This window comes from Alteromonas sp. LOR, assembly GCF_000753865.1.
In the GTDB taxonomy this organism is placed as follows: domain Bacteria; phylum Pseudomonadota; class Gammaproteobacteria; order Enterobacterales; family Alteromonadaceae; genus Alteromonas.
Map to the genome: position 1 here is coordinate 74,435 of NZ_JQFW01000002.1, position 21,712 is coordinate 96,146.

The window sequence follows — 21,712 nt, forward strand, 5'->3', positions numbered from 1 at the left end:
TTTTAGACGCGATGTACTATGCTTTTACCTGTTGTAAGAGTAAAGCGCGTGGCGAAAGCCCGCATTAAACAAGGCTTTTGCATTCTTTCTTAAACGTTTAAATTTTTCGTTTGTACTGAACGTTTGTCTGTTAAGTCACCCTGAATACTGTAAATTAATTGTTTATTAGACTAATTGTTATGCTTATTTTTGAAAATTTTCTTCACAGAATCTTTACAAGAAGAAAATCTTGGTATACATTCTTAATCGATTAAGCAGCGGGTGCAATCGCTGTGTCATATTAAGTAAGCATTTTGGATATCAAGGCTCTAACACACCGCCGGAGATGACATGAAAAACACACACACACTAAACGCATTGACACTCGCTGTTTGCGCAGCACTTTCTGGAACTGCCTTCGCACAAGAAGCAGCACCGTCAGACGCTGAAGCAAAGAACAAAGAAAAGTATGAACAAATCGTAGTTACTGCCGCGCCTGGTGGCGCAACTATGCAGGAAGCGAGTGTTTCAGTAAGTTCATTTGATGAGAACGACATTATCAAGCTTGCGCCTCGTTCAACGGCCGAAGTGTTCCGTGCACTTCCTGGTATCCGTGCTGAATCTTCTGGCGGTGGCGGTAACGCAAACATCACTATCCGTGGTATTCCTTTAGCAACGGGTGGTTCAAAGTTCTTACAGCTTCACGAAGACGGTCTTCCGGTACTAGAGTACGGCGATATAAACTTCGGTAACGCTGATAACTTTATCCGTTACGATTGGTCTGTTGCTAACGTAGAAGCGATTCGTGGTGGTTCTGCATCAACATTCGCAAGTAACTCGCCAGGTGGTGTTATCAACATGATCAGTAATACTGGTGAAGTTGGCGGCGGCGCTATTGGTACTTCATTTGGTGTTGATTACGATGAGTTTCGTTTAGATTTCCGCTACGGTGGCGAAATCAGTGACGACATGTATTACCACATTGCTGGTTTTGCCCGTGGCGGTGAAGGCCCGCGCGATACCGGTTATAACGGCGACCAAGGTGGTCAAATCAAGTTCAACATCACCAAGATGTTAGATAACGGTCACATCCGTTTCTACTACAAAAATCTTGATGATAAAGTGTCTACTTACTTACCTTCGCCAGTACTTGTAAAGGGTGACGGCGAGTACGGTCCAGTGCCAAACTATGACGCAAGCTCACAAGCGTTGAACTCTGCGTTCAATACGAACATTTCTACATTCGATAGCTTTGGCAACCCAGAAAACCGTGATGTACGAGATGGCATCGAGTCTAAGGTTAGCTCGTTTGGTATTGAAGTTGACTTAGAAGTTGCTGAGAACCTGTTCCTTCTTAACAAATTCCGTACGTCGGATATCTCTGGTGGATTTATTGCCCCATTCGTAGATGGTTTCCCTACAGGCCCTGGCGATGTATCTAACTTTGCTTCAGCATTATGTGCAGGCGCAACTGACGGTGACGGAAATGCGCTTAACTGTGACACTACCACAGTCACATTGGCAAATGGTCCAGGTGCGGGTAACGCATACTCTGGTCAAGCATTTACTAACTTACAGTTTGATACTCGAATCAACGATCTTGGCAACATGATCAACGATTTCAGCCTTCGTAAAGAGTTCGATAATGGCATAGACCTAACGGTAGGTTACTACTACTCAAATCAAGAGATTGCTACTAGCTGGTCTAGCTGGCAGACGTTTATCCAGACACTGGATGGCTCTAACTCTCAAATGTTAAATATCACTAATGGTGATGGCGTTGAGCTAGTATCTGATGGTTTATTGTCTCCAAGCTTCCTTTCTTGGGAATGGGACCTAAACTACCAAACTACGGCACCTTACATGAACGTTGGCTTCGAACTGTCTGACAACATTCTTATTGATGCGTCAGTTCGTTATGACACGGTTGAAGCATCTGGTGAGTTAATCAACTCATGTTGTGGTGGTAACACTGACTTTGATATCAACGGCAACGGCGTTATTGAGCAAATCGAAGATGCATCAGCCGTTAACGCTGGGTTCATCAGCGGTGGTGTTATTAACCTTAATCGCGCAGGTGCAGCCTCGCAAATCGTAGATTACGACGCAACTAACACCTCTTACTCAGTGGGTGGTTCGTACCTACTTAGCGATAGTCAGACATTCTTTGCTCGTTACTCAAAAGGTGGCCGTGCGATAGCTGACCGTTTACTACAAATTGGCGGTACACTTAACCAAGATGGCAGCCTAACTAGCACTACATCGGGTTTCGATACAACTAAGCAACTTGAAGTGGGTTATAAGTACGGTACATCAGACCTAATGCTTAACGCTACGTTGTTCGACACAGTGACAGAAGATACGCAAGCAGAAGTTACAAGCGGTCTTACGTTCATGCGTGAATATGAAGCCATGGGTCTTGAATTTGAAGGTCGCTGGAATGCAACTGAAAACTTCGTTATGTCAGGTAACGTAACGTGGACAGACGCTGAAATTAGTGATGATGTAAATAACGCTGCAATTGTAGGCAATACGCCACGTCGTCAAGCAGACTGGATTTGGACAATTACGCCTGAGTACGTCACTGACACCTGGTCTGTTGGTGCATCACTTCAGGGTTCAACTGAATACTATGTGCAAGACAACAACGACCTTAAGCAAGAAGGCTACACACTGGTTAACTTGTTTGCTACTTATTGGGTGAATGACCAGTTCTCAGTAGCGCTTAACGTTAACAACGCAACCGATGAATTTATCATCACAGAGTCTGAAGAAGGTTCTGCTGCGGTAGGTAGCTACGTACGTGCACGCCCTCTAAACGGTCGTACAACCGTATTATCTCTTAAGTACATGTTCGACTAACATCAAGTTAGTTTAGCTAAAGAAATGCCCGCTATATGCGGGCATTTTTGTTTGTATCTGTGGTTAACTTTTTCTGAGCTTTAGTTCACCTACATTTCGTTAGGTTGCCTTGTTTGGTGTATTTTAAGCTGTATCGCTATTGCTTCAGACAGCTTATCTTTAAGGTGTAAATGCTTTTTATTGATAACGTGCACTAACTTGTGCTCTACAAGGGGAATATGGGTAAAACCGTATTCATCAAAAATGTTTAATTCAGAAAAGTCGCTAGGGGCAATAGCGTAGTCAAAGCGTCCAGTCTTTACCAGTTGGACAACATGATAGAAGTCGTCAAACTCATAAAAATTGGCTTCAAATTTGTTGCGTTGCTGCTCAACGTTCTTAAAAAAACGAGTAGTGACTGCGATACCAGCAGTAGGGTCGTTGATGATATCGACATGACACTCAACGCTTTTAACGCACAGTAAAAACGATGCCCCTCTTGATAACTGCGGTTCAATGGCAATCACGTTGGGGTTATCTTTCGTTACTACGTCGTATCGGATAACGTCTGCATCGGTCATTCCTTCATTTAAGAGCTTTAATCCTCTTTTGCCTCCCACTTTTTCAAAAGTGACGGCAATACCTATTTGTTCATAAGCGCGTTTTATTACCGGTTTATAGAAGTCGTTCACACGGGGATGGTTTATGTAACCAATAATAAAATGACCGTCGTCATGGTCGGCATAAGCTGTTGATGCAGTTAGGTTGATGGACAGAGCCAAAGCGAAAGCCACAAAGCCTGTGGAAGTGACTGTGGGCATATCCTTTCCTCACGATTGCAGATCCAATACGTCTAAGGATAGAAAACAACGCAGTAAATAGCCAACTGTGTGAACCGCCATTTATATAAACAGTTAATTATCAAAATATAAAGCCAAAAAAAAGCCCCAGCGGATGCTGGGGCTTTCAAATTATTTGTAGAAGTCAGCGCTTAGGCAGCGTTCTTTCCACCGTCTACCGCAGTTAATGTCTGCGATGCTGGAAGTAACTCCAAGTCGAACGTGTACTCATCAACACGTACCGCTAGCTTGCGCTTCTCATTGTAGTCATGCAGTTTTGCTACTTCTTCAGCGTTAACAACGCCTTTCTCTTGAAGCTTATTAAGCGCATGCTCAAACGAGATAAACGGAACCACTGGCTCTTTGCGAAGCGCTTTTTGCACTTTGCTAAGCAAGTGAGCAACGGCGTGTTTCGCTTTAAACGCTTGCTCGTTAATGTCGTTACCGTCACCTGGAATAACACGTACTAGGTGAGTTAACTGATCTTTCACGCTGTTGTCTTGCATAGAAGCAAGTGACAATTCACGTACTAGGTCGTCGCTAATACCCTTAACGCTGTTTGTGTAAGTGTTAGTTAACAAACGCATTAGGCCGCGAGTCGCTGTGTTCGGGAAATTGTTGATAAAGTTAACAATCGCCTGATCAGCCTGCTGTAGAGACCACTGCATCGCGTACTCAAAGTACGGTAGTGCTAGCTTTCTATCTTCAATACGTTGCTCGTAGAAGCGAATTGCCGCCATTGCTCCGTATAAGTAGCTCATTACGTCGCCTAAGCGAGCAGACAATAGCTCTGCTTTCTTAAGGTCGCCGCCAAGTACAGCAAGTGACAAATCAGCAAGTGGCGCTAGTTTCGCAGCAATGCTGTTTACGCGCTTTTCATACTGACGTACTTCTGGCAACGCTGACTCAGACTCGCGTAAGAACGGTAAGTAACCTTTACCTAAACTGCGGAACGCATTTTTAACGCTAAATCCGATAGTTTTGCGAAGTACTTTATTAAATTCCGCATCAGCAGAACTTTCGTTGCTGTGAATTAGGTCAACCATATCTTTAAGGTGTGGGTGACAACGCATTGCACCTTGACCGAAAATCATTAGGTTACGTGTAAGGATGTTTGCACCCTCAACCGTAATGGCAATAGGTAGCGCTGAATAGCCGCCTGCCAACGTGTTTTGAGGACCACGTTGAATGGCTTTACCTGCCTGCACGTCCATTGCTGAGTTTAATACATCACGACCTAACTCGGTCATGTGGTATTTAGCAATAGCAGTCACTACAGAAGGTTTAACACCTAGGCCTAGACCTTCAGTGGTAAGAACACGCATTGACTCTAGCAGGAACGTTTTACCTGCGATGTCTGCCATCTTCTCTTGAATACCTTCAAAACGACCGATAGGTAAACCAAACTGTTCACGTACAAAAGAATACTCAACGGTGCCTTTAAACGCTGATTGAGCAGTTGCAACGCCCATCGCAGGTAATGAAATACCGCGACCTGCGCCTAAACAGCTCACCAACATCTGCCAACCGCGACCGATGTTCTTTTGACCACCAATAACGAAATCCATTGGGATGAACACATCTTGACCACGAGTTGTACCGTTATAAAAACGAACGCCCATAGGGTCGTGACGGTTTCCGAGTTCTACACCAGGGTGTGACTTTGGAAGTAGGGCACAGGTAATTCCGTGCTCAAACTTATCACCAAGTAGTTGGTCTGGATCGAATACTTTAAATGCAAGACCAAGAACCGTAGCGATAGGCGCAAGTGTAATATAACGCTTATCCCAACTTACGCGAAGACCAAGAACTTCTTCACCGTTGTATTCGCCTTTTGTCACTATTGCTGCGTCTGGTATTGCACCCGCGTCTGAACCTGCCTCTGGGCTGGTAAGGGCGAAACATGGAATGTCACGACCGTCAGACAATCTAGGCAACCAGTAGTCTTGTTGTGCTGTAGTACCGTAGTGCATCAACAACTCACCCGGACCTAACGAGTTAGGTACCATTACTGTCACCGCAATCGCGCCGCTTTTCGCAGCAATGGTGGCAACAATCGTAGAGTTGGCATATGGACTAAATTCCAAACCGCCGAACTTCTTGGGGATAATCATTGAGAAGAAACGGTTTTTACCCAAGAAATCAATAATTTCTTGTGGGATATGCTTTTCGTTTCCAAGCTCGAAATCGTCAATCATGCCCAATAGCTCTGCTACTGGACCATCTAAAAATGTTTGCTCATCCGCACTCAGTTTTGCCTGAGGGATATCGCGAAGTGCCTGCATATCAGGCTTACCCTGATAAATTGAAGATTCAATCCACACGTCACCCGCATCTAGGGCTTCTTGTTCTGTAATTGAAATTGGGGGTAGCACTTTCTTTAAGCTAGTTCTAATACTCATATTTACTCATCCGCTCATCTGACCAGTTGTTGATGTAGATACTACAACAAATTTACAAAAGATCAAAAAAAATCGTCGATGAAGAAGTTAAAATCCTGTAATGTGTAAAGAAAACAGATAGTTAAGATTTACGTGTTTTTTAGTGGTCGGGCGAAATATGTGAAAAAAGTCGTGCTGAAGTACAAAAGGCTGCGTAAGAAAATGCTTAAAAGTGCTGTAGAGCGCCGCAACTTTTGCTAAAAGTGAACAAAACTTTTGCTAGAAGTGATCACAATTTGAGTTAAATTGTGTTGATCAGGCAGTCATTTCATTGCCTATCGTTTATAGTAAAGCGGTTATACTACAGCAACGCTTTTTCTTGGTTCACATAAAATCGATTAAAAAGAGACTGATTAAAAAGAGATAGCCATTAGAGCGTTAATAAACATTTTCACTAGCGTATTATTTTGAGGTTTAGATGAAGCAGTATTTATGGATAGCAGGTGCATTAGTAGCGGGAGCATTAGTGTGTTCGAAAGCAGAAGCAGCACCTGAAAACTACGGGTTAGTATCTGTAGGGTATACGGACTTTGAATTCGACGGCGGCAGCGATCGTGAAGTAGCTTACAGTGTTGCATATGGTCATAAAATTCATAGACAGTGGTATGCAGAAGCCGGCTACTTAAACCTTTTCGATTATTCTGACGACGGTGCAGAGGCTGAGGGTGAAGCACTTTATTTAGCTGTATTAGGTAAGGCGAGTAGCACCACTGGCGAATTGTTTTATAAGTTGGGCGTTGCCCGAGTGGATGTGGCAGCTACTATTCCTTGCGGTACCGAAACAGCATCTGCTTCTTGCAGTTATGACGATGGCATCGCTGCTGGTCTTATTGGGCTTGGCTTTGATTATTATGTTTCACAAAATTCGATGGTGCGCTTTGAATATACTTACATCGGCGGGGAAGATAGCTTTTCGACCAATATGCTCAGCTTAGGATTCCGCTACAACTTTAATTGATTGGTTTTGCGACCAATCCAAAGATCCCGTGAAAGAGTACTAATTTTATTAAGTTAAGGAAGGTACTTACAATGAAAAACGAATTAGACAGCAAGTTTTTACTTCAAGTGTTCGACAAAATTCGCCAGCATGGCTCGAAAGAGGGCGATGAATACAAGTTGATGGGCATTACAGCGTTTACCGATCACGATGGGTATACGCTGTATATCGAAGACGTTAATGTGAAGCTGCGATTCGGTTTTCATAACCAATACCATTTTGATTACGACTCCAGTGATCACTATGATTCCTTCGAGAAAAAGCTTAAGCAGATAGATAAAACGTACTAAGCACGGTCTACTACTCTTTAAAGTGCGCTGTTCTGACTACCTTTAGTTAAACTATTTCAAGGTTAACTATTATCAGTATACCTACGCGCGCTTTAGTATGCTTTGTGAATCCCGTACCCCATAGCCCACAATAATTCGTTCTGATACAATATATGTCTTCTCACATATTGGAAACAGACCTTGGCTGCGGCAATAAAAGCTCCTAAATTCACCATTTCTTTTCTTGGTCCACGCTATTGGTTGATATGGCTTGCTGTAGGTTTGCTGTATATCATCACTTGGCTTCCGCTGCCTGTCATACGGGCGATTGGAGCGGGTGCCGGTAAGCTAATAGCGCTTATCGTGCCTAAACGTGCAAAAGTGGCCAGGCGAAACATCGAGCTTTGGAATCCCGCTTTATCGAGCGATGAAGTAGACCGCTTATACCATGAAAATATTCGCCGTACGGGCATGGCACTGTTTGAAACAGCCATGGGCTGGTGGTGGCCTACTTGGCGGGTGCAACGAGCATTCGAAATAGAAGGCGCCGAACATATAGAAGCGGCTAAAGCCCAAGGTAAGGGCGTATTTGGTATGGCTCTGCATAATATGAATGTAGAGTTTGCGTGTCGTGGTATTGGCTATTCATATCCTAGCGTGGCGTTTTACCGTAAACACAACAACCCTCTTATAGACTATCTTCAATATCATGGTCGCAATCAGTCGAACAAATACATGATTGATAAGCGCAATGCGAAAGCGTTGCTGGCTGCAATGGACGACAAAGAGCTTTGCCTTTACTTACCAGATCAAGACTATGGGCCGAAGCAAAGCGTTTTTGTTCCATTTGGTGGTGTAAAAGACACGGCTACAACAACTGCAACCTTGATGTTTATTCGTCGCTCTGAAAGCGTCCCCATGCTAATTACTTCGCAATATACAAAGCGTGGGTATAAAATTAAAGTCTTCCCACCGTTACTCGGTCTAGGTGAAATGGAAGATCATGCAGCGTTAACGTTGCTCAATGAGCATATTGATAAAGCGGTAAAAGAGCAGCCTGAAAGTTATCTATGGATGCACAAAAGATTTAAGACGAGGCCGTCTAAAACGTCTCCATCGCTCTATTAATAAAAAAGTTCAAGGTAAGAACATTACGTTGAGCCGGTTCTACATAGCGGCTTTCACTTAAAGAACAACAATTAGGTATTAAGTTTCATGGGGCAACAAAGCTACTCAAGTACATCTTTTTGGGCGAAACAAATCATACTGGCAGTAGTGCTAGTTGTCGCCGCTGGCGTACTCATCTATTTCCTTGAGATTAAAGAGGCGGCTCCCGTGCCCGAAAGTCAAAAGGAAGAAAAGTCAGTTTCAAAAGGCCTCAGTGAGTTTTATCGTGAGTTTAGAATGTCTGCTACCGATCCTCTGAAAGAAGAGCAGGGGGATTTTGTGCTAGACATTGCTGGGGTTGATCCTAACCTTGATAGCAAACTGGAAAAAATGGCGAGCAAAACCCGTCCAGTAGAGTCGAATTGGACTGGTGAACATAAATTCCGCACGTTCCAAGAAGGGAATACGCTACGTGAGGCTATCTCACAGTACGCTCAGGACGAGGGAATGCAGCTAATATGGAACTTAGAGCAAGATTTTGTGATAAAGCATCAGTTTCAGTTAGACAATACTGTATCGGGGTCGTTAGCGAGTATAGCGAGTGCAATAGACAGCAGTTTTGAGGGAGAGGTTAAAGCGTATCTGTGCGCAGACCAGCGTTCTTTAGTAGTGACAGCAGAAGAAACTAAGCTACTTAAAAATCAATGTGAGCGCGTGAATTAGGCAAGCAATTAAAAAAATTACTGATAAAGCGGAAAGACACTAATCGAAGGAAATTTTTCAGTGCTAAAAAAGCCATCATTATTTGATTAATGATGGCTTTGGCATTTAAACGCAATTTTACTTTTTAACTCGTAAGTACAAAGCTACAAAGCAAAATGCAAAAATGGTAAACGACGATGGCGCAGGTACTCTCGTGATCGTAATGTCTGCTACTTGAAGGCCGTTCGCAGATGAGCTGCCACCACCTTGGAATGTTAACTGTAAATCATCCCCTAGCTGAGTTTGTCCCCAACCGAATTCAAAACTGTTGAATTGCCAAGTGCGTCCGTTAAATTCAGGTATTAGCTGCCCTGTAAGCGACATGTTTCTTGTTAGGTTAGTTAATTCTACAAACGCGCCATCAGCATTGTTTTGACGGATACCTGAATAGAAAGTTAGTTTCCCTGTTTCCCAGTAATTAACTTCTTGGTTAACAGTAAATATTTCGCTTAGAAGCGTCACGCTTCCAGCATCATCGTTAACTTCTAGAGCACCGAGAATATTGACGTCGGGAGTGAGTGGGTTGTTATCATGATCGTAAAAACCATTCATTCCCCTAGCACCCGAACCACTTGCCTGATAATACTCCAACCCATTGCTATTGTCAGAATCAGACCAACCGGCATCAATCAAAGTCTTGTGGCCAAAACTAAAGTTTTCCGCGTAGATAATTGAAGCTGTTGCATTTAACGGTAGTGTAAATACCAAACCTATTAGAAAATATTTGAAATTAAACATCACGGCTATACCTCATCATTAGACCGAATTAATATCTCACTAAGATAAGCATAAACCGGGCCAGCTCCGTTGGTTGCTGAATCTTAAGCCTTTTTTCTTGTATTCCGAGAATTTCTAGAAGCTTTTGTAAAAAAGTTAGACATCCGATGAGTTACATCGCCTTATTAAACTTAGAAGTTGTTAAGTTAACTTCTCAAAGAGGCCATCCCAAATTCTCGTTACATTCTCACGTATTTCGTCGAGCTCTTCAGTTTGATCCGCAAATTTTGAATCTGCCAGCGTTAAATGATGATATTGTTCTCTTAGTTTTAGATACGCTTTTTGCAGGCCTTTGGCGGTGTTTGCTTCGATAATTTTATTTTCAACAGCATTTTCTAAAATGCGTAGGTTATCGGTAAACTGCGTCATTGATTCAATGTTATGAGAATTCGCGAGTACCCAGTATTGGGTCATAAATTCAATATCGGTAATACCCCCTACGCACTGTTTTAAATCTACTTTTTGCTCGGTTTTAGACAACAAATGCTCACGCATTTTTATCCGCATTTTACACACATCTTCAGCAAGGCTTGATGGCTCTCGTTGTTTCGTCAGCACGCGCTTACGCACGGCTTTGAATGCTTCAAGTACATTGTTATCTCCGCATATGGCTCTTGCTCTCACTAACGCCTGATGTTCCCAGGTCCATGCTTCCTCATTTTGATATTTTTCAAAACCATTGACATGGCAGCACAGCAGGCCAGCATTACCAGAGGGGCGTAAGCGCAGATCAGTCTCGTACAGCTGTCCGAATAACGTTTTTGTGTTTAACAAATGCATAATGCGCTGGGCCAGCTTTATATAAAACTGCTGAGCTTCTATTTGCTTTTTACCGTTTGTAGTTATACCGCTTGGCGCATTGTGTAAAAATACTAAGTCTAAATCAGAGCCGTAGCCTAATTCATAGCCTCCTAGCTTCCCGTAACCTACAACGCCAAACCCCTTGTCAGTGCCCTCTAGGTGGGAAGGCGTGCCGTAGCGTTCACTCATTTGCATCCACGCGGCGCTGACAATATTATCCAGTATCACTTCAGCTAATACAGTCAATTTGTCGCTTACATTGGCGATGGGAAGTGAGTCACTGATATCGCTAGCTGCAATTCGAAGCTGCTGACACAACTTAAACTGGCGCCATGCATCCATAAGCAGCTCCACATCATCTTGCTCAATGCGAAGCATAGACTGTCTGAGGTCTTGCTCGTATTCCCGTTTGCTGGTGGCAATATCTGTGTTTTGCTGGCCCAAATACAACGGGGTGAGGAGCTCGTCTAATAGCAGCGGAAAGCGTTTGATTTCTTGAGCAACCCAGCCACTTCTCTCACATAACTTTACCAATTGCTTCAGCACATCAGGGTTTTCGAGCAACAAATCAAGGTAGGTTGTGCGACCCGTTATAGCCTCAATCACGCCTAGTAATCGAGATAAAACCTGAACAGAGTTTGTCGGGTGCTGAACAACCAGCACATAAAGAATTTCAGGCAGTAGTTTTGTGAGGGTATCTTCTCCACGCTGTCCAATTCGGTAATTGCGCTGAGTATCTTTAAACTCTATCAGCGTGTTGAAAATACCCATGGCCTCACGGCTTGAAAGATGATCGCTAAAAGCGTCTATAAATTCATCGCTTTTTAACGTCAGTTGCCATGCGTCTTGGCACGCACTGAACAGTGCATCCTCATCAGAATGAGTTTCATGAGATTCTTCCACTAGCTCATTAAAATGCCCATGGATGGTTTTCATAGTAGTACTTAGTACGTCTAAAAAACGCTCGTATGTCTCAAAGCCCATAACCGCTATGAGAGCCTCTTGCTCCCAATCGGAGTCTGGCAGTGTTTGGGTTTGTCTGTCGCGACACTGTTGCAACGTATGCTCTACTTTGCGAAGAAACAGATAGCTGTCTCTTAATTCTTGCGTGACATCTTGTTCAACAATGTCCATATCTGAAAGCGCGGTAAGCGTAGTAAGTAGTGACTTACTTTGAAGGCTTGGCTCTCTGCCACCATGGATGAGTTGAAAACTTTGAGCGAAAAACTCAACTTCGCGAATGCCGCCGGCCCCCAGCTTAATATTATTGCTCAGCTTTCTACGCCTGATCTCTGTGGCTATTAACTTTTTCATGTTGCGCAAGGCATCAAGAGTAGTGAAGTCGAGGTAACGGCGAAAGGTAAAGGGTTTGAGGATGTCTTTCAAAGCCTGTGCATCGTCAGAACTATCATCATTGATAATGCGGGCTTTTACCATTGCAAATCTTTCCCAATGGCGGCCTTGGTCTTGATAATAATCTTCCATAGCAGCAAAGTGCATAACCAACGGCCCAGAGTCGCCGAAGGGACGTAGTCGCATATCTACGCGGTACACCTGTCCATCGGTTGTTATTTTATTGAGTGATTGAATAAGCTTTTGCGCTAGCTTGGTGAAAAATTGCTGGTTTTCAATACTTTTTCGACCCCCTTGAGTTTCGCCTTTTTCAGGGTAGGCAAAAATAAGGTCAATGTCGGAAGAAAAGTTCAGCTCTCTACCACCTAGTTTGCCCATACCTAAAATGTACATATGTGCGGGGCATTTCTCTGATTTATGTCCTGTGCTGTGCGCTGATACGGGGGTGCCGTATCGCGCTGCTGCATCTTTATATAGCCAGTTGTAGGCGGCGACTATTAGTGTATCGGCGAGGGCGGAGACTTGAGCGAGAGAGGTTAAAATAGCTTGTTTATTTAGCACATCAGCATAGGTTATGCGGGCCATCTCAGTATTTCTGCATTCCCGTAACGCTGACAACAGCTCATCTTCAGTTTTGACGCCTTCTAAGCGTTTTGAAACCTCGGCGCGATAATGATGTAAAGCGCTACCTTTAGAAGCTTCATTAACTGTATCGTTTGGGTTACTAAAAGAATTGCTAGAAGGATTATCAGAGGGAGGCAGAGTAAGCACTCTACCTAACGTTTGAGGATACTGAATAAGGTGCTCTGCTAAAAACGCTGAGCGAGAAAATGCAGTGAGAATATCTGCTTTATTATGAGTCAAACTGTGCGCCAAATTATGCGCTAATAACTCTTTGCTAGAGTTTTCTATTCCCTCTTGATGGTCTTCGTTCGGGTACTTTGCTGTGCTGCTTTTTATGCTCTCGTCTTCATAAACTGACACTAATTTTTGCCAATACTGTTCAGCTAGTTCAACGTTAGCCATGCTATTTTCCTTTTCTATTGGCATAATACTCGCATTAACCTCAAGTCTTATAAAAATAATCACTTTACGATGTGTAGTAGCAATGTACGCCAGCGAATGAAAAATAAACCGGATAAAAAGTGACGGTTTCGCTGGTCGATATACAGATTGTTTATTTAGTCGGTAAAGTGCAAGGAGCAAAGATAGCGTGGAAGCTTTAGTAAAACTAGTACCCCTTACCGAAGAATTATTGATTTACCTTGCCATGGACGTGGGCATAGCACTCGCACTTTTAATGGTGATGAAGTGGTTAACAGGGGCCTTTAGACAAACATCTGTTACTGATGAGCTTGGTGTAAAAGATAATTTCGCTTTTGGTATAAGTATTGCCGGGGGTATGTTGTCGCTGTGTATTGTGCTGAGTTCGGTAGTAGGGCGGCATGTGGGTATGGGCTATAAAGATGCTGCCGTTGCCATGCTTACCTTCGGTCTTGTAGGCATTATATTGGTAAAGTTTGGGCGCTTTGCTCATGACAAACTTGTGCTTAACAAAGTCGATACCCCTGAAATGATTGCAGAGCGCAGTGTAAGTGTTGCCCTAGTGGACGCGGCCAGCTTAGTTGCAAGCGCCATTGTACTTCGCAATATTATGCTGTGGGTGAATGGAAGCGACATGAATGCGGTTATCGCCATTGTGACGGGTTTTGCAGTGGTATTAACCATGCTGTTAGTGATGACCCGCATACTCGAATTTAGGTACGCCAAGGACAATCAGAATGACTCTTTTCAAGGTGCGCTAGAAGGCGGACAAATAGCGTTGGCTATAGAGCATGCCGGAAACCTGTTAGGCACTGCAATGATAGTGTCTGCAGCAAAGAACTTACTTATTTATGAGCCTACAGGTTATGTCAGTAACGTGACCGGATGGTTATTGGTGAGTGTGGGCTTAACAATCGCATTGCATTTGTTGGTGCTGGCAAATAAAAAGATAATTCTTTTTGGTATGAACTTCCGTCAAGAAGTAGATCAGCAGCACAACATCGGTGTGGCCGCTTTAGGTTTCACGTTGAGTATTGGTAATGCCATGATCATCAATGCGGTTTTAGGTGGGTAGTGAGTCTACTAGTTCGGCCTTTATGCAATTAAGTGTGAGTGTGTCGCCACTATTTGTAAATTCGAGTTTCCCAGACTGAATAATGTTGTCTTTCTGCGAACGTGTTAACTTTTTAACCTTACACTCAAGTACGGCAGCTTCCGATTTGTTTGATAGTTGAAAAATAGCACGAAAGGTTAGAGGGCTTTTACCTTTCAGTGCTTTTGCTCCGCCCACTTTTTCTCCCCTATGCTGAGCTATTCGCCTTTTGGGATCGGTAGTAATACCTGTGTACAGCTGACCCAATCTGTTCTCTATCAAATACAAGTACCAGGCAGGAGGGTTTTTCGCTTCACAGAGATTCTTTCGCTGGTGGGTATTGCTCGACATGGCTGTTATACTCATTCCAATAGAATTAAAGATCGGAAAGGGTTGTTTTGCCATGATATTACCAGATTTTACCAAAGCGAAAGTGCTTATTGTCGGCGACCTCATGTTAGACCGGTATTGGAGTGGCGGTACTGGGCGCATATCTCCCGAAGCCCCCGTACCTGTTGTTAACGTAAATAGTGCAGAAGACCGCCCAGGCGGCGCCGCCAATGTAGCGGTAAATGTAGCTACGTTAGGTGCAAAAGTGACGTTACTGGGTATGTGTGGCAATGATGAGAACGCCAACATTTTAAAAGAACGTCTGCACACTCACGATATCAACTGTGAGTTCTTCCCCGTCGATGGTTTCGATACGATCACCAAGCTTAGAGTAATGAGCCGCAACCAACAATTACTGCGTTTAGATTTTGAAAAAAGTTTTGCTAATACTGACAAATCGGCGTTAGAGCAGGCCTTTGATGATGCGCTAGACGTGGCTGATATTGTTATTTTAAGCGACTACGCAAAGGGATGTTTGAGCAATCCTGCGGCATTAATTGAAAAAGCGCTAGCGAAAGGTAAGCGGGTGGTTGTAGATCCCAAAGGAAGCGATTTCAAAAAATATGCAGGTGCATCGCTTATTACGCCAAATATGGATGAGCTTCAGGGCGTGGTTGGTGAAGTAGGTTCTGAACAAGAGCTGGTAGAAAAAGCAGGCAAACTAAAAAAAGAGCTAAATATAGGCGCGCTCCTAGTCACTCGTTCTGAAGACGGTATGACATTGTTTGAGGGTGAGAATACAGAATTTCATTTGCCCGCTAAAGCCAAAGAAGTGTACGACGTCACCGGTGCTGGGGATACGGTAGTGTCTACCATTGCTGTGGGAATGGCGAGTAAGCTTCCCCTTCAAGCGTCCTGCGTACTGGCTAATTTGGCCGCAAGCGTGGTGGTAGGTAAGCTAGGTACATCTACGGTGTCGAACACAGAGCTTGCGTTAGCTTTGGGCGAAGAGTCTGTCCATCTTGATGGCGGCGTAATGAATGAAGATCAGCTCGCTATTGCGGTAAAAGCGGCAAAAGAGCGAGGTGAGCGCATAGTAATGACCAACGGCTGCTTTGACATCCTTCATGCGGGCCATGTTTCCTATTTAGAAGAGGCATCGCAGCTAGGAGATAGGTTAATTGTTGCGGTGAATACTGACAGTTCGGTAACCAAGCTTAAAGGGCCTGGCCGACCGGTAAATAACGAAAGTCGAAGAATGGCTGTGCTAGCAGGGTTAAGTGCAGTAGATTGGGTTGTTCCCTTTAGTGAAGACACGCCCCAACGTATTATTGCGCGATTACTGCCTGATGTATTAGTAAAAGGTGGCGATTACAGCGTTGGCCAGATAGCGGGTGGTACAGACGTTATGGAAAACGGCGGAGAAGTGAAAGTACTTAGCTTTGCCGATGGCGTTTCGACAACAGGTATTATTGAACGAATAACAAAAAATAAGTTGGGCTAGGGCAAGTAAAAGGTGGTGTAATATACACCACTTTATGCTTCAGCCAGTTACATCTAGCTTTTGCAAATAGGCAAGATAAACAGCCAATATAAACAGAGATGCGCGTTATTTTCTGCGCTTTGATAACAGCAACATCACACGGTATTTTTCATGTACGAAAGTTATTACGGACTTAACTCGAAACCGTTTCAGCTAACGCCTGATCCTGCTTTTTTCTTCGCTAGTAAGTGGCACAAAAGAGCAATGTCATATCTACAGTATGGATTGTCTCAAGCCGAAGGGTTTATCGTGATAACCGGCGGCATAGGCACAGGGAAGACCACAGTTGCCAATAGCCTGCTCGAAGAGCTTGAAGATGATATCGCCGCTGCGCAAATTGTGACACCAAAGCTGTCGCCAGATGAGCTTGTGAAAATGGTGGCGTCGAAATTTGATATTGCTACTGAAGGCAGAAGCAAAGCCGACATTTTAAAAGCCTTAGAAATTTTCCTATACGAGTTAAATAGAGCAGGGCGTCGCGCGCTGCTTCTTGTAGATGAGGCGCAAAATTTGCCATTAGAGTCTATTGAAGAGTTGCGTATGCTGAGCAATTTTCAATTTAATGGTAAGCCGCTTATTCAAAGCTTTTTATTAGGGCAAGAAGAACTGCAGCCTATACTACGTGCCCCTAATATGGAGCAATTTAGACAGCGCATTGTGGCGTCGTGTCATTTGGCTCCTCTAACCTTGGAAGAATGCAGAGCCTATATTGAGTATCGGCTTCATCATGCTGGGTGGAACGGGGCACAGCTTTTCTCTGACGAAGCGTTTGAGCGAATCCATATATTCACCCGCGGTATTCCGCGTAAAGTGAACACCCTGATGGATAGAATCATGCTTTATGGCTTCTTAGAAGAATTAGACACTTTCAACGCCGAATCTATCGATGAAGTGATTGAAGAAGTAAAAGCCGAAATGTTCGAGCCTGATAAGTCAGGCGCAGAGATTACAGAGCACATGGGCTTTGCCGACAGTCCTGAAAGCAAAACGATAATGACGCCTGAGGGCAACGTTATTCGCGATACAAAGTATTACCTAGATATGCTGGCCGAGCTGGTGGATGCCCTAGATGCTGCTATATCGCAAAAAGTTAAAATGACGCAGTATGTAGATAAGTTGATGAAGAAGAAGTTTAAGACTTATGTAAGGTTGAAGAGTGATGATAGTAAAGAGGAGTAATACGCAGTCAGTGTATTGTGGTGCAGTTTCTTTTGAATCTGCCTTATATTATCTTTGAGCGATCTAAAGAGAAAAACTGGTGGTTATAGAAAGGGCGATTAAATTTTGCCCTTTCTAAAACAAAACGATGCTTTAATGTTGCTTACCATCGAGTTTGCATCAATAACACGAATCAATCGAAGGTATAAGTTACACCTAGCGTTAAGCGTCTATCAGTGAAGTTTGCACCGAAGAAGCCGTTGCCTATTCCGCCACCGCCGTTCAGTAGATCGCCACTTCTATCAACATAATTCAAATCTGCACTCACAGTAAGCGACCTACCGAAGGTTCTCTCTAAACCAAGTGAAGCATTCCAGTTTTCACTGTCTCCACCTTCAAATGTGTCTGACCGTTGAGTTATCTCTGCGTAATTTACGCTGGCATTAATATTGGTATAGCTTCCTAGTCTATAAGCTAACGTAGAGCCAAAAGAATAAGTGCGAGTTAACCTGTCTTGGTCAATGGCATCGTCTTCAGAGTAACGGAAAGACATTCCAATAGTAACTCGCGAAAAGTCATATCCCAATTGGAAGTTGCTTGCTTTTCGAATAATGATGTCGTCATTAAACTCTAGGTTTTGCGTGGTTATCTGAACAAATTGTTCATCTGCGTTTGGCACATAGTTCAAGCTGTTGGGTTGAAAACAGCTGGCAATAGAGCCCGAATTAGCAGGGCACACAAACACCCCCAAATTTTCTGGGTTTGCAAGTAATCGTGAAACATTAGTAACATCTTCAGAGTAACCGAAAGCAGTTCGGAAATATTTTGAGTTGTAGCTGATGTTTGCAGAAGCTGTTTCACCAAAGAAACGTCTACCGTAGGTCGCTGAAATCTGCGTTCGAGTGCTTAAAGCCCACTGGGCGTCTAACCCTATAAAGGTTTCGTTGTCGTCATCCTCTAAGTCTGAACTTGTTGTGTTCGCGGTTAACGATATGAAGCGGTTTGTGCTTTGGCGATAGGTAATACCCGCACCATAAGAGTCGAATTTACGTACCAAGCTGCTGGTGTCAGTTCGGGCCGATATTTGATTGCCCTCGTGTGTTCCAGTAACTCTCACAGCCCAATTGGGTAAAAAGTGAATATCGGCAAACCCAGAGGCATTACGAGAGATAAATGCACCTTGGTTAGCTTGTGCTCTATCAGTGTTTTGAAAACTGCCGGTAATATTCCAAATCAAGTACTTTGCTTCGTCGCCGTTAGCCAATGTACCTGACAGCTGATAAGTATCGTTATTAAGCGCAAAGCCATTATTTAAAGCATTTCGCTCAGAGGCAACATCAGAGTAGGAAGCTTGCCCTGTGCCTCGAATCCAGTCGCCTTGCGAGATTGTGGTAGTAACACCTATTCTGTTTGAGCGCGTTTTTGCCAATGCATCGGCATTAGTAAAAAAATCGGACACTAAAAAGTTGCCTGCCTGAGCGTTTTGATAACTAAGCGCCCCAGAGGCCTGAAAAACAAGAAGCTCATCAAGCGGTGCCCAATTAGCAGAATAGCTATACTCACCGTAGGTGTCATCACGACTTGCATCATTCTGGTCGCGTTCAAGATGCGTAAGCTTACCCTGCCACAAACCATTAAAGGTTCGTGACTGGTAAGAGGCATTTACCGTTGGGTTAATAGAAAGCGTTGTAAACGAAAATGTACCGTTATCTTGGGAATCAACATCTTGAAATACACTTTCTGCTGAGGCTGTCGCCGTTACTTCTAATTTGGCGCTCGCATGCCCGCTAAAAGCTAGAGCTACCGCAGATGCCAAGGCAGCGACTACAAGTCTCTTTATTTGTGTGTTAATTCTTTCGCTCGGCATAATAATATCCATAATATCCGCTTCCATCGGTATCATTGTGTACCGACTTATTAACCACAAAGCCTATCGCCATTTCTGGATTAAGTCGTTCAACAGACAATTTAATGTCTGACATTTTAGCTTTACCTTCTTCTACAACCACTACGGCCTGCCCAGCAAAGTTTGCCAAAATTGCGCTCTCGTTTATGCCTATTAGTGGAGGAGTATCGAAAATAACGATTCGGTCTGGATAGCGATTTGCAAACTCATCTACCGTATCGTGCATTTTTTGACTGGCGAGTAATTCGGTTGAGAGATGGTGAGAGCGACCGGCCGGGATTATTTTAAGCTTATCAATATTGGTTGGGTAAAGTACGTCAGCAATGTCTGCTACATCACCTTTCAAGTACTCCATAAGCCCTTGTCTGTTCTCTAGGCCTAATGTTCTTAGTACATTAGGCTTAAGTACATCGGCGTCCACTAAAAGAACTGTCTTATCTTGCTCAGAGGCAATACTCATGGCTAAGTTGGTAGCAGTAAAGGTTTTGCCTTCTGATGGGCGGCTACTGGTCACCATGATAATGTTCGGGTTGTGCAATGTTTTTGCCAAAGCTCCGAAGGCGTTGGCTAAGAGCTTTCGCTTAATTTCTCGATACTCTTCGTTTATCTGCTTTCTTTCGCCGTTTAGTGATATGTGACCATTTTTATCCAATCGCTCAAAATCAATAGTAAACCCATACTGCTCAGGAGCCTTTCTATCTGTTTTAACTGCTGTGTCTGTATTGGCCGTAACCTTTTCAGCCGCTGCATCATCAGATAGGACGCTGTGCGCTTCTACGGGAAACTCTTGCGCAACATTAACTTCTTCTGTATTTTTCGCTTTCTCAAGCTCAGCTGCTTTACTTTGTTTTTGTTTCTGAAGCGCTTTTTCTATAGTGTTTTTCATTTAAATAAGCCCTCCAAACAAGTCAATGTTCATAACTTCTGCTGCCATTAAAATGCTGTACATGGCTAAAATCGCACCACTGGACATAAGGAAGACAATCAACCGTGTTCGGTTACTTTTCTTTATTTGTTCTATGTTCAAGTGGGTTACCGTTCCCCAAATAGGGAAGTCAGACACAGTAAGCAACTGTTTAGGCCTTATCAATATGGGGTTTAGCTGACTAATTAAGAAAGCAACTGCAATCCCAGCTCCAAAACCAATGACAAGTACCGCTGTATAGAATATTAGGCGATTCGGGCCTGAAGGGCGCTTCGGCAGCAGCGGGGGCTCGATAATACGAAACTGCAAGTCCTCTGATGAAACGTCAGCACGTCTAGATAAGTCTGCAGATTCTTTACGCGATAGTAACTCTTGGTATTTCTGCTGAGTTACACTGTAGTCTCGGTTTAGCGCTGTCGACTCAGCCTCTATTTGCGGAATTAAATCTACCTTACTTTCTAATTCTACAATTTTGCTCTGCAAATCAGTTTCTTTTACTCGAAGAGACGCGATCTGGCTTTGGAGTCTGCTCGCTTCAAGCTTGATCTCTCTGTTTAGTTCTGTAAGCGGTTGGCTACCGTTTTCATCAGACTGATTTAAGAATGCATCTATTTCTTGAGCTCGTGCTTTCTCCAAGCTTTCCAATAATGCTTTGGTTTCTACTACATCAGGGTGTAAATCGGTAAAGCGCAATGTAAGTCTGTCTAGTTCTTCTTCTAAACCTCGAATACGCTCATCGTAGCGAGTGCGCAGTGCGGGCTCTTCTTGGTTGGTAACGCCAAAATTGTCGGTGCGCTTTGCGCCGCTTATTTGCTCGTTTAATGACGCAGCTTGCTGTTGAGTTTGCTTAATTTGAAGCTGGGTTGCCTCCAGTTCGCTGTTTAGCCCCTGAAGTCTGGAATAGTAAGTGCCAGATAGCGGCAAAATGTCGTTATACTGGCGCTTAAAGTTGGCCAAACGTTGCTCAGCTTCTGCCAGTCTTGATTCATACTCAGCAATTTGTTCGTCTAAAAATCTTCCGGCGGTGTCGGTGTCTCGTCGGCTGTTGCCTAGAGAGCCTTCTACAAATAAGTCTAATGTTTCTTGCACAACACGCTGGGCAATTATCGGTTTCTCGTTTGAGTAAGAAATATTGTATATGTTGCTGCGTCCGGTAGACGATAAGTTAATGTTTTTTGTCAGTGCTGTAACTAAGCTTTCGAATTCGCTCTCAGTCGCAGTGGTAATATCTAAATCGCTTTCGCGAGCAATTTTCTCAACGTTGCTTCTACTCAGTAACGTTGTTGCCATCATCTGAATTTCTTGGTCTGGATTAGTTTGTATAGCTAAACCACGTAAGAGAGGTTGTAATACTGAGCGTGTATCAACAAAGACCTGTGCTTTGGATTGGTACGTGTCGGGTAAAGAGGCGACATAAAAAAAGCCGATAGGACATATCAGCCATGAAAATATAATTACGTAACGCTTTTTTATCCAAACTCCCTTTACGTAATCGAGAATTTGGGTAAGCGTTTGTTGTAAATCCTGCATATTGTATTTTGTTCCGT

16 protein-coding genes are annotated in these 21,712 nt (G+C 43.6%); 8 read left to right on the forward strand and 8 right to left on the reverse strand.

Features of this window, described 5'->3' with window-relative positions:
• The first annotated feature begins 330 nt into the window (after nt 1–330).
• Nucleotides 331–2,841, forward strand: a complete 2,511-nt coding sequence (locus tag JV36_RS0101095) for a TonB-dependent receptor domain-containing protein (RefSeq protein ID WP_032097187.1) — start codon at nt 331–333, stop codon at nt 2,839–2,841.
• An 89-nt stretch (nt 2,842–2,930) separates the two neighbouring features.
• On the opposite strand, the gene JV36_RS0101100 is transcribed toward JV36_RS0101095, so the two are convergent.
• Nucleotides 2,931–3,641 carry a hypothetical protein gene (locus JV36_RS0101100; protein WP_032097186.1) on the reverse strand — a complete coding sequence of 237 codons (711 nt, stop codon included), beginning with the start codon at nt 3,639–3,641 and terminating at the stop codon, nt 2,931–2,933.
• 170 nt (nt 3,642–3,811) lie between these two features.
• Nucleotides 3,812–6,061, reverse strand: coding sequence for an acyl-CoA dehydrogenase (locus JV36_RS0101105; RefSeq protein WP_032097185.1), 2,250 nt, complete (start codon nt 6,059–6,061; stop codon nt 3,812–3,814).
• A 457-nt stretch (nt 6,062–6,518) separates the two neighbouring features.
• On the opposite strand from JV36_RS0101105, the gene JV36_RS0101110 reads away from it, so the two are divergent.
• The 4 genes from JV36_RS0101110 to JV36_RS0101125 all read left to right on the forward strand — a co-directional run bounded on the left by JV36_RS0101110 (nt 6,519) and on the right by JV36_RS0101125 (nt 9,196).
• A complete protein-coding gene (locus tag JV36_RS0101110) occupies nt 6,519–7,058 on the forward strand; it encodes an outer membrane beta-barrel protein (RefSeq protein ID WP_032097184.1) in 540 nt (179 codons plus the stop codon).
• A gap of 71 nt (nt 7,059–7,129) precedes the next feature.
• The gene (locus JV36_RS0101115) at nt 7,130–7,387 is read left to right on the forward strand and encodes a DUF3081 domain-containing protein (RefSeq protein ID WP_032097183.1); all 258 of its coding nucleotides are present in this window, start codon (nt 7,130–7,132) and stop codon (nt 7,385–7,387) included.
• Between the two features lie 180 nt (nt 7,388–7,567).
• Nucleotides 7,568–8,494, forward strand: a complete 927-nt coding sequence (gene lpxL / locus JV36_RS0101120; protein ID WP_032097182.1) for an LpxL/LpxP family Kdo(2)-lipid IV(A) lauroyl/palmitoleoyl acyltransferase — start codon at nt 7,568–7,570, stop codon at nt 8,492–8,494.
• 87 nt (nt 8,495–8,581) lie between these two features.
• Complete coding sequence (locus JV36_RS0101125) at nt 8,582–9,196, forward strand: TcpQ domain-containing protein (protein ID WP_032097181.1); 615 nt, start codon at nt 8,582–8,584, stop codon at nt 9,194–9,196.
• A gap of 117 nt (nt 9,197–9,313) precedes the next feature.
• On the opposite strand, the gene JV36_RS0101130 is transcribed toward JV36_RS0101125, so the two are convergent.
• Together JV36_RS0101130 and glnE are read right to left on the reverse strand one after the other, a co-directional pair.
• On the reverse strand, nt 9,314–9,973 hold the full coding sequence (locus JV36_RS0101130; RefSeq protein ID WP_032097180.1) for a hypothetical protein: 660 nt from the start codon (nt 9,971–9,973) through the stop codon (nt 9,314–9,316).
• 180 nt (nt 9,974–10,153) lie between these two features.
• On the reverse strand, nt 10,154–13,216 hold the full coding sequence (gene glnE / locus JV36_RS0101135) for a bifunctional [glutamate--ammonia ligase]-adenylyl-L-tyrosine phosphorylase/[glutamate--ammonia-ligase] adenylyltransferase (protein WP_032097179.1): 3,063 nt from the start codon (nt 13,214–13,216) through the stop codon (nt 10,154–10,156).
• A 163-nt stretch (nt 13,217–13,379) separates the two neighbouring features.
• On the opposite strand from glnE, the gene JV36_RS0101140 reads away from it, so the two are divergent.
• A complete protein-coding gene (locus JV36_RS0101140; RefSeq protein ID WP_032097178.1) occupies nt 13,380–14,285 on the forward strand; it encodes a DUF350 domain-containing protein in 906 nt (301 codons plus the stop codon).
• Here JV36_RS0101140 and JV36_RS0101145 read toward each other — a convergent pair.
• A complete protein-coding gene (locus tag JV36_RS0101145) occupies nt 14,274–14,708 on the reverse strand; it encodes a GIY-YIG nuclease family protein (RefSeq protein ID WP_442853178.1) in 435 nt (144 codons plus the stop codon). The genes JV36_RS0101140 and JV36_RS0101145 overlap by 12 nt on opposite strands.
• On the opposite strand from JV36_RS0101145, the gene hldE reads away from it, so the two are divergent.
• Nucleotides 14,707–16,137, forward strand: a complete 1,431-nt coding sequence (gene hldE / locus JV36_RS0101150; RefSeq protein WP_032097177.1) for a bifunctional D-glycero-beta-D-manno-heptose-7-phosphate kinase/D-glycero-beta-D-manno-heptose 1-phosphate adenylyltransferase HldE — start codon at nt 14,707–14,709, stop codon at nt 16,135–16,137. The two genes, JV36_RS0101145 and hldE, sit on opposite strands and share 2 nt — an antisense overlap.
• Nucleotides 16,138–16,287: 150 nt before the next feature.
• The gene (locus tag JV36_RS0101155; RefSeq protein WP_032097176.1) at nt 16,288–17,355 is read left to right on the forward strand and encodes an XrtA/PEP-CTERM system-associated ATPase; all 1,068 of its coding nucleotides are present in this window, start codon (nt 16,288–16,290) and stop codon (nt 17,353–17,355) included.
• 172 nt (nt 17,356–17,527) lie between these two features.
• Here the strand turns inward: JV36_RS0101155 and JV36_RS0101160 are convergent, their stop codons facing one another.
• The 3 genes from JV36_RS0101160 to JV36_RS0101170 are packed head-to-tail and all read right to left on the reverse strand — an operon-like array spanning nt 17,528 to nt 21,695.
• Nucleotides 17,528–19,201, reverse strand: a complete 1,674-nt coding sequence (locus JV36_RS0101160) for a TIGR03016 family PEP-CTERM system-associated outer membrane protein (RefSeq protein ID WP_152561595.1) — start codon at nt 19,199–19,201, stop codon at nt 17,528–17,530.
• Entirely contained in the window at nt 19,182–20,126 is a 945-nt protein-coding gene (locus tag JV36_RS0101165) for an XrtA-associated tyrosine autokinase (RefSeq protein ID WP_032097174.1), read from the reverse strand. The genes JV36_RS0101160 and JV36_RS0101165 overlap by 20 nt, the downstream gene beginning before the upstream one ends.
• Nucleotides 20,127–21,695, reverse strand: coding sequence for an XrtA system polysaccharide chain length determinant (locus JV36_RS0101170; protein ID WP_032097173.1), 1,569 nt, complete (start codon nt 21,693–21,695; stop codon nt 20,127–20,129).
• Nucleotides 21,696–21,712 lie beyond the last annotated feature (17 nt).

Excerpts from the sequence above, each read along its gene's own strand:
- JV36_RS0101095 (WP_032097187.1), top strand. The coding sequence starts at position 331 with ATGAAAAACACACACACACTAAACGCATTGACACTCGCTGTTTGCGCA.
- JV36_RS0101100 (WP_032097186.1), bottom strand. The coding sequence starts at position 3,641 with ATGCCCACAGTCACTTCCACAGGCTTTGTGGCTTTCGCTTTGGCTCTG.
- JV36_RS0101105 (WP_032097185.1), bottom strand. The coding sequence starts at position 6,061 with ATGAGTATTAGAACTAGCTTAAAGAAAGTGCTACCCCCAATTTCAATT.
- JV36_RS0101110 (WP_032097184.1), top strand. The coding sequence starts at position 6,519 with ATGAAGCAGTATTTATGGATAGCAGGTGCATTAGTAGCGGGAGCATTA.
- JV36_RS0101115 (WP_032097183.1), top strand. The coding sequence starts at position 7,130 with ATGAAAAACGAATTAGACAGCAAGTTTTTACTTCAAGTGTTCGACAAA.
- JV36_RS0101125 (WP_032097181.1), top strand. The coding sequence starts at position 8,582 with ATGGGGCAACAAAGCTACTCAAGTACATCTTTTTGGGCGAAACAAATC.
- JV36_RS0101130 (WP_032097180.1), bottom strand. The coding sequence starts at position 9,973 with ATGTTTAATTTCAAATATTTTCTAATAGGTTTGGTATTTACACTACCG.
- glnE (WP_032097179.1), bottom strand. The coding sequence starts at position 13,216 with ATGCCAATAGAAAAGGAAAATAGCATGGCTAACGTTGAACTAGCTGAA.
- hldE (WP_032097177.1), top strand. The coding sequence starts at position 14,707 with ATGATATTACCAGATTTTACCAAAGCGAAAGTGCTTATTGTCGGCGAC.
- JV36_RS0101145 (WP_442853178.1), bottom strand. The coding sequence starts at position 14,708 with ATGGCAAAACAACCCTTTCCGATCTTTAATTCTATTGGAATGAGTATA.
- JV36_RS0101155 (WP_032097176.1), top strand. The coding sequence starts at position 16,288 with ATGTACGAAAGTTATTACGGACTTAACTCGAAACCGTTTCAGCTAACG.
- JV36_RS0101160 (WP_152561595.1), bottom strand. The coding sequence starts at position 19,201 with ATGCCGAGCGAAAGAATTAACACACAAATAAAGAGACTTGTAGTCGCT.
- JV36_RS0101165 (WP_032097174.1), bottom strand. The coding sequence starts at position 20,126 with ATGAAAAACACTATAGAAAAAGCGCTTCAGAAACAAAAACAAAGTAAA.
- JV36_RS0101170 (WP_032097173.1), bottom strand. The coding sequence starts at position 21,695 with ATGCAGGATTTACAACAAACGCTTACCCAAATTCTCGATTACGTAAAG.